This window comes from Acinetobacter sp. Ac_3412 (genome assembly GCF_013072675.1).
GTDB classification, from domain to species: domain Bacteria; phylum Pseudomonadota; class Gammaproteobacteria; order Pseudomonadales; family Moraxellaceae; genus Acinetobacter; species Acinetobacter higginsii.
Genome location: NZ_LXUJ01000009.1, coordinates 494,220 through 507,895 on the forward strand (window position 1 = coordinate 494,220; position 13,676 = coordinate 507,895).

General features: G+C 43.0%; 11 protein-coding genes. 10 read left to right on the forward strand and 1 reads right to left on the reverse strand.

Features of this window, described 5'->3' with window-relative positions; all coding sequences use genetic code 11:
- Positions 1 to 380: 380 nt before the first annotated feature.
- Complete coding sequence (locus A7P54_RS10545) at positions 381 to 2,081, forward strand: NAD-dependent malic enzyme (protein WP_005321811.1); 1,701 nt, start codon at positions 381 to 383, stop codon at positions 2,079 to 2,081.
- A gap of 42 nt (positions 2,082 to 2,123) precedes the next feature.
- Here the strand turns inward: A7P54_RS10545 and A7P54_RS10550 are convergent, their stop codons facing one another.
- Positions 2,124 to 2,546 (reverse strand): Lrp/AsnC family transcriptional regulator, encoded by a 423-nt coding sequence (locus A7P54_RS10550; protein WP_004654809.1) that lies wholly within the window; start codon positions 2,544 to 2,546, stop codon positions 2,124 to 2,126.
- Between the two features lie 228 nt (positions 2,547 to 2,774).
- Between A7P54_RS10550 and A7P54_RS10555 the strand changes: the two genes are divergently transcribed.
- The 9 genes from A7P54_RS10555 (at position 2,775) to A7P54_RS10595 (ending at position 13,651) form a co-directional block, all read left to right on the forward strand.
- Positions 2,775 to 4,046, forward strand: coding sequence for a Glu/Leu/Phe/Val dehydrogenase (locus A7P54_RS10555; RefSeq protein WP_171549542.1), 1,272 nt, complete (start codon positions 2,775 to 2,777; stop codon positions 4,044 to 4,046).
- A 79-nt stretch (positions 4,047 to 4,125) separates the two neighbouring features.
- A complete protein-coding gene (locus A7P54_RS10560) occupies positions 4,126 to 5,331 on the forward strand; it encodes an aspartate aminotransferase family protein (RefSeq protein ID WP_005205143.1) in 1,206 nt (401 codons plus the stop codon).
- A gap of 21 nt (positions 5,332 to 5,352) precedes the next feature.
- Positions 5,353 to 6,396, forward strand: coding sequence for an arginine N-succinyltransferase (astA, locus tag A7P54_RS10565; protein ID WP_171549543.1), 1,044 nt, complete (start codon positions 5,353 to 5,355; stop codon positions 6,394 to 6,396).
- A complete protein-coding gene (gene astD, locus A7P54_RS10570) occupies positions 6,396 to 7,865 on the forward strand; it encodes a succinylglutamate-semialdehyde dehydrogenase (RefSeq protein WP_171549544.1) in 1,470 nt (489 codons plus the stop codon). The genes astA and astD overlap by 1 nt, the downstream gene beginning before the upstream one ends.
- Before the next feature lie 32 nt (positions 7,866 to 7,897).
- Positions 7,898 to 9,238 carry an N-succinylarginine dihydrolase gene (gene astB, locus A7P54_RS10575; protein ID WP_171549545.1) on the forward strand — a complete coding sequence of 447 codons (1,341 nt, stop codon included), beginning with the start codon at positions 7,898 to 7,900 and terminating at the stop codon, positions 9,236 to 9,238.
- A 33-nt stretch (positions 9,239 to 9,271) separates the two neighbouring features.
- Positions 9,272 to 10,246, forward strand: coding sequence for a succinylglutamate desuccinylase (astE, locus tag A7P54_RS10580; protein ID WP_171549546.1), 975 nt, complete (start codon positions 9,272 to 9,274; stop codon positions 10,244 to 10,246).
- 172 nt (positions 10,247 to 10,418) lie between these two features.
- Positions 10,419 to 11,909, forward strand: a complete 1,491-nt coding sequence (locus A7P54_RS10585; RefSeq protein ID WP_242725289.1) for an amino acid permease — start codon at positions 10,419 to 10,421, stop codon at positions 11,907 to 11,909.
- 315 nt (positions 11,910 to 12,224) lie between these two features.
- On the forward strand, positions 12,225 to 12,875 hold the full coding sequence (locus tag A7P54_RS10590) for a paraquat-inducible protein A (RefSeq protein WP_171549547.1): 651 nt from the start codon (positions 12,225 to 12,227) through the stop codon (positions 12,873 to 12,875).
- Complete coding sequence (locus A7P54_RS10595; RefSeq protein ID WP_171549548.1) at positions 12,872 to 13,651, forward strand: paraquat-inducible protein A; 780 nt, start codon at positions 12,872 to 12,874, stop codon at positions 13,649 to 13,651. Before A7P54_RS10590 ends, A7P54_RS10595 begins: the two co-directional genes overlap by 4 nt.
- Positions 13,652 to 13,676 lie beyond the last annotated feature (25 nt).

The following is a 13,676-nucleotide window of genomic DNA, read 5'->3' on the forward strand; positions in this document are numbered from 1 at the left end:
GAAAACTAAACTCAGATGATCGGGTGTCATGCGATTTTAAAAAAGTAAATCTTCACTGCTTAAGATAGATTGTTATAACTTGCAGTAGCCGCTCCTTATTTGAGATAGATGTCTATTGCAAAGCTTGTAAAACGATATCACTACAATTCTAAAGCGATGTTGGTGCAAAAATAATTCAAAATGTTGCAAGAAGATTAAAAAGTGATCCAAAATAGGGTTTACTATTTATTTACTAAATGTTGAATTGGTTTACATACCGCCAGTTTATTCGGTTTTGTGCTCTGATTGGTGTAAATTATTGCCCATGCCAAAGCACTTTTTTAAAGTACGTCAGCAAATCCATTTTTTGTACATTCGAGAGAGAGTCTAAAGAGTAAAGTATGTCTGTGAACCTTAGTAAAATCAAAAAACCTTTATATATTCACTATGCTGGAAACGCTCTTTTAGAACTCCCTTTGTTAAATAAAGGCTCTGCTTTTTCGGAAGAAGAACGAGAGAATTTTAACTTGCATGGTCTAGTTCCGTACAATATTGAGAATATTGAAGAGCAGACTCAGCGTTCGTATCAGCAGTACCTTTCCTTCGATAGTGACTTGAATAAGCATATTTATTTGCGAAATATTCAAGACACCAATGAAACCCTGTTCTATAACCTATTGAGTCAGCATTTAGATGAAATGCTGCCGATCATTTATACCCCAACAGTTGGTGAAGCCTGTCAGCGCTTTTCGGATATCTACCGCCGTCACCGTGGTATTTTTATCTCTTATCCAGAGCGCCAATACATCGATCAAATTATCCATAACGTCAACAAGAAAAACGTGAAAGTGATTGTGATTACTGACGGTGAACGTATCTTAGGTCTTGGCGATCAGGGTATTGGTGGCATGGGTATTCCAATTGGCAAATTGTCACTCTATACCGCATGTGGTGGGATTAGTCCTGCTTATACTTTGCCGATCACCATTGATGTCGGTACCAATAACCAAGAATTGCTTGATGATCCAATTTATATGGGGTGGAAACAGCCGCGTATCCGTGGTGAGCAATATTATGAATTTGTTGAGCAAATTATTACGGCAGTACGTCAGCGTTGGCCAGATGTGCTGATTCAATTTGAAGATTTTGCGCAAACCAATGCCATGCCTTTATTGACTCAGTACCGCGATAAAATTTGCTGTTTTAATGATGATATTCAAGGCACGGCAGCAGTCACTGTTGCGACCCTCATTGCTGCCTCAAGGGCACAAGGCAAACAACTGAAAGACCAAACGGTTACTTTTGTTGGCGCAGGCTCAGCAGGTTGTGGTATTGCTGAACAGATCGTTAGACAGATGATGGATGAAGGTCTGAGTGACCATGAAGCACGTTCGCGTATCTTTATGGTGGATCGTTTCGGTTTGATGACCGATCAACAACCAAACTTACTCGATTTTCAGCAAAAACTTGCTACACCCGTCAATGCAATCAGCACTTGGGAATATACAGGTGACAATGTTGCTTTGTTGGACGTGGTCAAGAATGCCAAACCAAGTATCTTGATTGGGGTTTCTGGGCAGGCAGGTTTGTTTAGTGAAGAAGTCATCAAAACCTTAGCTAAATATTATAAGCATCCAATTGTATTGCCATTATCGAACCCGACTTCACAAGTTGAAGCACAACCTAAAGATATTATTGAGTGGACGCAAGGTGCTGCAATTGTGGCAACAGGGAGTCCTTTTGCACCGATCTATTATCAAGGCAAGGTGTATAGCATTGCACAGTGTAATAACTCCTATATTTTCCCTGGGATTGGCTTAGGTGTGATTGCTTGTGGTGCAACCCATATCAGTGACTCGATGTTAATGGCTGCAAGTACAGCTTTGGCAGATTGTTCACCACGTTTGAAAAATGCCGCAGCGGATTTATTACCAAATATCAACGATATTCAACAGGTGTCTAAGTTTATTGCCTTTAAAGTGGCAAAAGCTGCTATGGCTGATGGCTTGGCGGTACCGTTGAGTAATGATGTGTTGAAACAAGCGATTGAAGATAATTTTTGGACACCAGAATATCGTAACTACCGCCGTGTTAGTTATTAAGCCATTTTATTTAAAAAGGGACTCTAGCTAGAGTCCCTTTTTTTAGGTCTTATAGGTGGAGAGCAAAATACTGGTTTCACTATTGTAAATCCCTGAAATATTTCGGATTCGTTCCAGCGCTTTATCAAAGTTTTCCAAACTATCAGATTGCAACTCAACCAGAATATCCCATTTACCATTGGTGGTATGCAGTCGCTCAACGGCTGATTCTAAGCGTAACTCTCGAATTACCGCCTGTGCTCGCGTACCTTCTACCATGATATTCATCCATGCCCGAATGATATTTTTTTCAGCATTGGGACGGAAACGTACGGTATAGCCTGTGATGATCCCCGTTGATTCCATATATTCAATTCGTTTCTGCACGGTGGCACGTGACACCCGTGTTTTTGCTGCCAAGTCGGTAATCGACATCCGTGCATTGTCTTTGAGTAAGCCTAATATAATATGATCGATATTGTTCATTTTGATTCTTTCTATTAGCAAATTGATAAAAAATAATTCATTTTAATCATTATAACGAATTTTGTGAATCAATTTGATTCTTAATAATAATAACAATACAACACCCCAAGCATTTTCACTTCGGCACGAAAGAAGCTGAATGCGCATCAGGGAGGATGGGGGTAGGACGCCCTTAAACAAAGGGAATCTGTGAATAACAGGGACAATTGATTAATTAAGGAATAGATGATGTCTTTATCATATGCGGCTCAAACTGGCAGTGCTTGGCAAACTTTTCTCACTCAAGTAGATCGAGTGGCACCTTATTTGGATGCGGACCTCAGTAACTTTGTCAACACACTGAAAACCCCAAAGCGTACGCTTATCGTTGATGTTCCAATCGTGATGGACGATGGTTCAATTCGCCATTTTGAAGGTTACCGTGTACAGCACAATTTATCACGTGGTCCTGGTAAAGGCGGTATCCGCTATCACCAAGATGTTGAACTGAATGAAGTCATGGCTTTATCTGCATGGATGACCATTAAAACTGCAGTGCTGAACCTGCCGTTCGGTGGTGCCAAAGGTGGTATTCGTGTCAATCCAAAAGAACTTTCAGCGCGTGAATTAGAGCGTTTAACTCGTCGTTTCACCAGTGAAATCAGTCCAATCATTGGTCCTCAAATTGATATTCCTGCGCCAGATGTCGGCACCAATGCCAATATTATGGGCTGGATGATGGATACCTATTCAAGTATCAAAGGTCATACCGTAACAGGTGTGGTAACAGGCAAACCTGTACATTTAGGTGGTTCACTTGGTCGTGTTCGTGCAACAGGCCGTGGTGTATTCGTAACGGGTATGCAGGTTGCGGAACGCATTAAATTACCAGTCGAAGGCAGCAAAGTCGCTGTGCAAGGCTTCGGTAACGTCGGAAATGAAGCCGCTTATTTGTTTAGCCACGCAGGCGCAAAAATCGTTGCTGTACAAGACCATACCGGTACCATTTTCAATGCAGAAGGCTTGGATGTTAAAGCACTGCAAAAGCATGTCGTTGAAACAGGCGGCGTGATAGGCTTTGTTGATTCAACTGTGATCTCAGACGAAGAATTCTGGACGGTTGATATGGACATTCTCATTCCTGCGGCATTGGAAGGTCAGATTACGGTTGAACGTGCACAAAAATTGAAAGCGAAAATCGTACTTGAAGGCGCGAACGGCCCAACCTATCCAGAAGCAGATGATGTATTTGTCAGTCGCGACATTACCGTTGTTCCTGACGTGATCTGTAACGCGGGTGGTGTAACTGTTAGTTATTTTGAATGGGTTCAAGATATGGCGAGTTACTTCTGGACCGAGGATGAAATCAATGAACGTCTTGATAAGTTGATGATCCAAGCGATTGCTGATGTTTGGAACACGGCAGCACAGAAGGAATGTAGCTTACGTACCGCAGCTTATATTTTGGCATGTGAACGTATTCTGAAAGCGCGTAAAGAACGCGGTATTTTCCCAGGTTAAGTCATTTATAAAATTAAGGTGAAGGGCTTGTTGAGCATTCAACAAGCCTGAAGATTAAAACAGGAAGTGAGTAAATAAAATGAGCGAAGTCGCAATTACACGTAGCAATTTTAATGATTGGATGGTTCCAGTTTTTGCCCCAGCAAATTTCATTTTAGTGCGTGGCGAAGGGTCACGTCTTTGGGATCAAAACGATAAGGAATATATTGATTTTGCAGGTGGTATCGCGGTAAATGCCTTGGGTCATGCACATCCTGTTGCAGTAAAAGCCTTAACTGAACAAGCGCAAAAACTTTGGCACATTGGGAATGGTTATACCAACGAGCCTGTATTGCGCTTAGCGAAACAATTGGTGGATAGCACCTTTGCTGACAAAGTCTTTTTCTGTAACTCGGGTGCAGAAGCCAACGAAGCTGCATTAAAACTGGCACGTAAAGTCGGTTTGCTGAGTGGCAATGCAAATAAGAACCAGATTGTTGCATTTAAGAATGCCTTCCACGGTCGTACTTTATTTACCGTAACAGCAGGTGGTCAGCCAAAATATTCTCAAGACTTTGCACCATTACCGGGTGGCATTGAACATACTGCATTTAATGACCTTGAAGCAGCAAAAGCAGCGATCACTGAAAATACTTGTGCAGTCATTGTCGAGCCGATTCAAGGCGAAGGTGGCGTTCTGCCAGCAGATATTGAATTCTTAAAAGGCTTGCGTGCACTGTGTGATGAAAAAGGTGCCGTGCTGATTTTTGATGAAGTACAAACGGGTGTGGGTCGTACAGGTTCTTTGTATGCCTATATGAATACAGGCGTAACGCCTGACATTTTGACCACTGCAAAAGCATTGGGTGGTGGTTTCCCGATTGGTGCAATGATCACTACAGACCATTATGCCAACATGTATGCAGTCGGCGATCACGGCACCACTTATGGTGGTAACCCATTGGCTTGTGCAGTTGCTGGCGCGGTATTTGAATTTATCAATACACCAGAAGTATTAGACGGCGTTAAACAACGTCATCAATATTTCATCGATGCCTTAAACAAAATCAATGCTGAGTACGGATTGTTCAAAGAAATCCGTGGTCAAGGTTTGTTAATCGGTTGTGTATTGAAAGATGAACATGCTGGCAAAGCGAAGAATATCGTGACCTTAGCGGGTGAAGAAGGGTTATTGGCCTTGGTAGCCGGTGCAGATGTGGTTCGCTTTACCCCTTCATTGATCATTCCTCAGCACGATATTGATGAAGGTCTAAGCCGTTTTGTTCGTGCATTAGCACGCCTCTAAGTCTGCCGTGAGCATCTGCCCATGATGATTGTTCGACATGCAGCGCATCGGGACTTAGATGATATTTATCGTTTAGCGCAACGAGCGGGGGAGTCTGGCATTGGCCTGACTTCCTTACCACAAAATAAAGACATCTTGGCTGAACGTATTACACGTACCACTCGCACTTTAGACGGCTTATCCGAAAAGTGCGAGGCAAGTTATCTATTTGTATTGGAAGACACCAGCATTCACAAAATTGTGGGTGTAAGTGCAATTGAAGTTGCGGTTGGGTTGAATGAGCCGTTCTACAACTTTCGTGTGGCCAAACAGGTGCATGCCTCTAAAGCCTTAAATGTGTATAAGACTTTAGACACCTTGTTTTTAAGTAATGACCATACCGGTTGTAGCGAACTCTGCACTTTGTTCCTTGATCCTGAATATCGCAAAAACCAAAACGGCAAATTTTTATCCAAAGTTCGTTTTCTGTTTATTGCCGCATTCCGCTCTTTTTTTGAAGAAAGATTGATTGCTGAAATGCGCGGTTTCTCGGATCAAAACGGACAGTCACCTTTTTGGGATTCCTTGGGCTATTTATTCTTCAATATGGATTTTGCTGCCGCAGACTATCTGAGTGGTGTGGGGCAAAAAGCCTTTATTGCAGAGCTGATGCCTAGATTTCCAGTCTACGTAGATTTACTGAGCTCAGAGGCACGTGAGGTGATTGCAGAGGTACACCCACATACGCTGCCTGCGGCAAAAGTGTTGATGTCAGAAGGTCTTAAATATCAAGGTTATGTTGATATTTTCGATGCTGGTCCAACATTGGAAGCCAATACTGCTGAGTTACGGGCAGTGAAAGAGAGCCGCTTGCTCAAAGTTAAATTCACTGAGCAAGTCGAAAGTACAGAGACACATTTTTTGGTTGCCAATGACCAATACCAAGATTACGCCGTGTTGCTGATCAATAACAAAGTTGATGAAAGTGAGACTTTGCATATGACGGCAGCACAAGCACAGGCACTGAATATTGCTGAACACGATCAAGTCCGTGTCTTAGCATTAGAAAAAATGGAGAATAACTAATGTCACAAGGTGCATTATTAATTGATGGTGCTTGGGTTCAAGGACAAGGAAGCGCATTCGAAAAAACCAATCCGGTTAGCAACGAGCAAATTTGGGCGGGGCATGAAGCAAGCCCAGCCGATGTTGCACAGGCATGCGATGCAGCGCGTCAAGCATTTCCTGTATGGGCACGTTTGCCAATCGAAGACCGTATCGCGACCATTGAGCGTTTTGCTGGATTATTAGAACAGCATAAAACCCAATTGGCCGAAGTGATTAGCCAAGAAACCAGTAAACCACTTTGGGAAACCTTGACTGAAGTACAGTCGATGATTGGCAAAGTGGCGATTTCGATTCGTGCTTATCATCAACGGACAGGTTTTAGCGAAACTGAAATGCCAGATGGCGTGGCTTCACTACGTCATCGTCCACATGGTGTTCTCGCTGTATTTGGCCCGTATAACTTCCCGGGTCACTTGCCAAATGGTCATATTGTTCCTGCATTGATTGCGGGTAATACAGTGGTATTTAAACCAAGTGAACTCACGCCTTGGACGGCTGAAGAAACTGCAAAATTATGGCAGCAAGCAGGTCTACCAAACGGTGTGCTGAATATCGTACAAGGTGGACGCAGCACGGGTGAAGCACTTGCAGCAGCAGAACAAATTGATGGTTTACTGTTTACGGGCAGTGCCAATACAGGCTATCACTTGCATAAACAAATGGCAGGTGCACCTGAAAAAATCCTTGCTTTGGAAATGGGCGGCAATAATGCCCTGATCATTGATGAAGCCAGCGATATCGATGCCGTAGTGAATTTAGCGATTCAATCCGCTTTCGTTTCTGCGGGACAACGTTGTACTTGTGCACGCCGTATTATTGTCAAGCAGGGTGCCAATGGCGATGCCTTCATTCAACGTTTTGTTGAAGTCGCTAAAAATTTGGTTGTTGGTGCGTGGAATGCTGAACCTCAACCCTTTATGGGCGGGGTGATTTCTGCACATGCAGCAGAACAAATGTTGGTAGCGCAAAGCAAACTGATTGCTTTGGGTGCAAAACCGCTTTTAGAAATGACCCGTCCACAAGCCGATAGCTCATTACTCACGGCGGGTATTTTAGATGTTACTCAGGTGACCGATATTCCTGATGATGAATACTTCGGCCCGCTCACCACGATTTATCGCTATAACAGTTTCGATGAAGCCTTGAACATTGCCAATAACACTCGCTTTGGTTTGGCAGTGGGCTTGGTTTCACCTGACCGTAATTTATTTGATCGTGTACTGATTGAAGCGCGTGCAGGCATTGTGAATTGGAATAAACCATTAACAGGTGCTTCAAGTGCCGCACCATTTGGTGGTGTTGGCGCGTCGGGTAATCATCGTGCCAGTGCTTTCTATGCAGCAGACTATAGTGCATGGCCAATGGCTTCACTTGAAAGTGACAGCGTTACTTTACCTTCAAAATTATCACCGGGCATTGTGCTGTAAGTCGGCTCGTATCGGGACACAGGGAGAATAAAATGTCAGGTTATGAAATTAATTTTGATGGTTTAGTGGGGCCGACCCATCATTATGCGGGTTTGTCGTTTGGGAATGTCGCATCAACCAAGAACCGTAATAACGCGTCAAATCCTAAGCTGGCTGCAAAACAAGGCTTGATGAAAATGAAAGCCCTTGCGGATTTAGGACTCAAGCAAGGTGTGTTTGCCCCACAAGAACGTCCGCATGTGCCAACGCTACGCCGTTTGGGTTTTACGGGCAGTGATATTGACGTGATTAGCCAAGCGATGCGTACTGCACCGGCCTTGTTATCGTCATTGAGTTCAGCCTCATCGATGTGGACGGCCAACTCATGTACGGTGTCGCCATCGGCAGATAGTGCTGACAAACGCATGCATTTTACCGCTGCAAACTTAAATAATAAGTTCCATCGATCAATTGAGCATCATACGACCACGCGTATTCTTCAAGCGATGTTCAATAATGATGTATATTTCGCGCATCATGAAGCACTGCCTGAAACCGCCTTATTTGGTGATGAAGGGGCAGCCAATCATAACCGTCTTGGTGGTGGATATGATCAGGCGGGTGTACAGGTTTTTGTTTATGGACAGCAACAACTGGGTGGAACGGTTGCACCGCAGAAATTTCCTGCGCGTCAAACCCGCGAGGCAAGTGAGGCAATTGCTCGTTTACATCGTTTGGATGCGAAACGGACCGTGTTCATTCAGCAAAATCCAGATGTGATTGATCAAGGTGTATTTCATAACGATGTGATCGCCGTGAGTAATCAACAGGTCTTGTTCCACCATCAACAAGCCTTTTTGAATCAAGCTGCGGCATTGGATGAAATCCGTCAAAAAATGGCGGGGATCGAACAAGATTTTATCTCGATTGAAGTCCCTGACAATCGTGTCAGCGTTGAAGATGCGGTCTCGACTTATTTGTTCAACAGCCAGATTTTGACCCGTGCAGATGGTGGCATGAGTATTGTGGTACCAGAGGAATCACGCCATAACAAGGCGGTATGGAGCTACTTGAATGACATGATTCAAATGGGTACGCCAATTGATGACATCAAGGTGTTTGATCTGCGTGAAAGTATGCGTAATGGTGGTGGACCTGCATGTTTGAGATTGCGTGTTGCCGTGAATGAAGCGGAACTAAATGCGGTGAATCCAAACTTGTTTATGAATGATGCATTGTTCAAAACGCTGAATCAGTGGGTCGATCAGCACTATCGTGATGAGTTAACACAAGACGATTTGGCCGATCCAAGTTTGTTGATCGAGAGCCGTACCGCATTAGATGAGTTAACCAAAATTTTAGCTTTAGGTTCGGTTTATCACTTCCAAAAATAAACAGTAAACAACGGCTTTTAGGGATGAAAGTACATGGTTGATCTATTAACGTTGACTTTAACGCAACGAATGCCTGTGCAGATGCAAGGTGAGACGACGGGATTTACATGGCAGTGGTTGGGTGAAGGGCTATTGCAATGTACACCGAAGACAAACTATGGAAAGACCATGCTGCTTTCTGCTGGGATTCATGGCAATGAAACTGCACCGATCGAGCTATTGGACCAAATTATTCATGACCTATTTGCCGAGCGTTTAACGCTTGCAGTACGGGTGCTGTTTGTGTTGGGGAATCCTGAAGCGATTCGACATGGGTTGCGCTATCTTGAAAATGATATGAACCGCATGTTTTGTGGGGCCTATCAGCACTTAGCCCAAGATCAGGAAACCGAACGAGCTGCTCACTTAGAGCAAGTAACAGCACAGTTTTTTGAACAAAGTCAGCCGCAAGCACAGCGCTATCATTATGATCTGCATACGGCAATTCGTGCCTCATTGTTACCCGTTTTTGCGCTATTTCCATACCAAAGCCAGCCTTATGATGAATTCCTCATTCAAAGTCTAGAGGCTGCTGATTTGGATGCTTTGGTCTATCACAATGCCGCAGGCAAAACCTTTACTCACTTTACGGCTGAAAAATTTCAGACAGCGAGTAGTACTTTGGAGCTAGGCAAGGCCAAACCTTTTGGAGCCAATGATTTAGCCCAGTTTGCCAGTACTGACCAGATGCTGCGCGCAGTTCTTGCAGATCAAGCATTGCCGATCAGACAGAAATCCGACATTCGCCAGTTTAAGGTGGTGGATTCAATTTTAAAACAAAGTGAAGATTTTCAACTCAAATTGAGTGCTGACGCACCAAACTTTTCTACTTTTCAGAAAGGCGAGTTGATTGCAACACAACAGGCTGGGGATTATGTCGCGCATGATCAACAAGTCTGGATTTTATTTCCAAACCCTAAGGTAAAAACAGGGCTTCGGGCTGGACTGATTTTAAAAAAAATTGAATAAACAGTCGCCGCTTTAACAGTTTAACTGTCGGCAAGGAATAGTTGAAATGGAGTTTGAATATGGATGTTCAATAGAACAAAACGTGTCAAAGAATATCGTTTAGATATTCGTTTTTATGAAAGTGAAACAGCAAGGACAGGTTGTCATAAGAATACAGTTGGAGTGACCGTGTATGAGTAACAATAACGAAAAGACATTTCCCTCAGGCCAAGCCCTGAGTGGACAATATGTACCACAGCAGGATGTTGCCAGTTTATTGGAAACTTCGAGCGCAGAGATTGAGGTGGGTAAACCATTGAAACGTGCCATGACCAAGCGTCATCTGGTCATGATTTCTTTAGGTGGTGCAATTGGAACAGGGCTGTTTTTAGGCTCTGGTGATGTCATTTCTCAGGCTGGTCCAGTCGGTGCGATTCTCTCTTACCTACTGGGTGGTGTGATTGCATACATGGTGATGTTGTGTTTAGGTGAACTCGCTGTACAAATGCCAGTTTCAGGTTCTTTTGGTGAGTATGCCAGAACCTATATTGGCCCAGGCACAGGCTATATGATCACGTGGTTGTATTGGCTGACGTGGACTGCAACATTAGGGACTGAATTTACAGCCGCTGCTTTATTGATGCAGGAATGGTTTCCGTCTATTTCCATGTGGACCTGGACCTTATTATTTGCAGGGCTGGTGTTTAGCTTGAATGTCAGTTCGACACGGCTATTTGCTGAGTCAGAGTTCTGGCTGTCTTTGGTTAAAGTCCTGACCATTATCTGTTTTATTGGATTGGGTTTAGCCGCTATCTTTGGCTTTATTTCTTATCATGGGCATGAGTCGGCACCGTTGTTCAGTAAGTTGACGGAACATGGCTGGTTTCCAAATGGTATTTTCCCAATTTTTGCGACCATGTTGATCGTGAACTTTGCATTCTCTGGTACAGAGTTGATTGGTGTCGCGGCAGGTGAGGCAGAAGAACCTGCGAAAACAGTACCTAAAGCAATCAATGCCGCGATTTGGCGTTTGTTGATTTTCTTTGTGGGTACCATTGTGGTGATTTGTGCATTACTGCCTTATGAAATGGCAGGTATAAATGCCAATAGTGTCAGCAATAGCCCATTTGTTACCGTATTTAATTATATTGGGATTCCATACGCAGAAGATATTATTCGTTTTGTGATTATTACGGCACTTTTATCTGCTGCAAACTCCGGTTTATTTGCTGCATCGCGAATGATGTGGTCACTGTCTGCAAAGAATCAGTTACCGAAGGTGTTTTCAAAATTAACCCGTTCAGGCACACCGATTATTGCGATTATTGTGACTATGTTTGGCGCAATTCCAGGGTTATTATCGGAACATTTTGCACCTGAAACGATTTTCAAAAATTTATTGGGTGTTGCTGCTTTTACCATGGTGGTGGTATGGATTTCGATTTGTGTTTCCCAGTTTAACTTCCGTAGACAATGGATCAAATCGGGTAAAACAGTCAAAGACCTAAAATTTGCTGCACCATTATTCCCACTCACCCCGATTTTAGGTGGTGTGTTCTGTGTGATTACCTGTATCAGTATGGTGACCGATCCATCAATGCAAGTCGGTTTTGTCTGTTGTGTATTATTTATTATCGCCTGTTATGCGAGCTACAATATTTTTTATAAAAACAAAGCCATTTAAATAACATTTTTATTTAAAAATAAACGTGTAGACGAATAGGTTGTAGGCGTGATCTGCAACTTATTCGTCTTTTTTATGTATGATGATAGGGCGATCTCTTGGTCGGTGATAGACTACCTATACCTGAGCTTTGCTCTTTCAGATAAAGACTGAATAAGCCATCAATGGATATGATTAAGAATGCTTTTAGATGATGATTTGTTTACATATTGTGTAAGAAATATAGTCCTTGGTTGTGATTGCAAAAATAAAAGGTATAAATGGGTTAAGTCGATTTCTTAAACAATAAACAATCTGTGTGATGAGTTTGACTTTATGGCGAATAAAAATAATCCATCCTTCGTAATTGGTCAGCAAGTCAGACCCACTGAACTGGCGGGTTGTGAAGAATGTGACGCGATTTACCGTAAGGTTGAGTTGGCGTCGGGCGAACGCGCTTATTGTACTTGTTGTGGTGCTGAACTTTATCGCCGCAGCCGTTCGTTTTCATCCCTACTGGCGCTGGTCATTACTGCATTGATTATCTTCGTGATTGCCAATAGTTTTCCTATCGTCATTGTTGAACTTCAAGGCAATACCTCGCAAACCACCTTGATTGGTGCAGCATGGACCATGTTTCATATTGATCGTGCCTTAGTCGGGGTGCTGATTCTGATCACAACCTTTATTGTGCCCTTGATTGAGTTGCTGTTACTCAGTTATGTGCTTTTCTTCATTAGTGTATTGAAGATTAGGCCTCAATTTTTGACTTTGGCACTGAGAGCCTTATTTCTGTTTCGGACATGGGGCATGGTTGAGGTTTTTTTAATTGGTGTACTGGTAACCTTGGTCAAACTTGTGGGGATGGTCACCGTCATTCCTGGTGTCGCACTCTGGGCATTTACATTATTGAGCGTGCTTTTGGTCTATATCGCTTCGGTCAAGATTAAAGATATCTGGGATGAAGTTGATCGGAGTTTGGGATGAAGCAAAAACACGACCATGACACCGAGATCGGTTCAATTGTAGAACACCTTTCCGATGTTGATTTACAGATCAAAAATTATGTCAGGGCAAAGCAGGTTGGGCTCATTCAATGTCATTGCTGTGGATTACTGAATGCTGTAGCGAGTCACGCAGATCAGCACAATCATGCTCAATGTTCGAGATGTAAAAGTACCTTGCACTCACGTAAACCACAAAGTTTAAATCGTACTTTTGCTTTGGTGGTCGCCGCAGCAATTTTATATATACCAGCCAATGTACTACCCATGACGGTAACAGATTCTTTGTTGGGGCGTCAGCAAGATACTATTATCAGTGGTGTGATCTATTTCTGGCAAAATAGTGATTATCTGGTGTCTGTGGTTATTTTTATGGCCAGTATTTTTATCCCGATTTTAAAACTATTGATTCTGATTTTTTTATTAATTTCAGTCTATATGCAGTCATCATCGAGATGGCATTTTACCCCTGAACAATGTGCGCTGATGTATCGTATTGTTGAATTTATTGGGCGGTGGTCGATGATCGATGTCTTTGTGGTTGCATTGCTGACTGCATTGATTCAAATTCAGTCATTGGCCACTATTTTGGCAGGGCCTGGCGCAGTCGCTTTTGGTGCTGTAGTGGTGTTGACCATGTTGGCTTCACTCAGTTTTGATCCAAGAATTATTTGGGACAATTATTTCAAGGCGCGTCACGCGAATGCGCAACAATCAAATCATTTGAAAGGAACGGCGATTCATCAATTAAAAAGTTAAGATTGACGATGAGCCTTATTTTTGA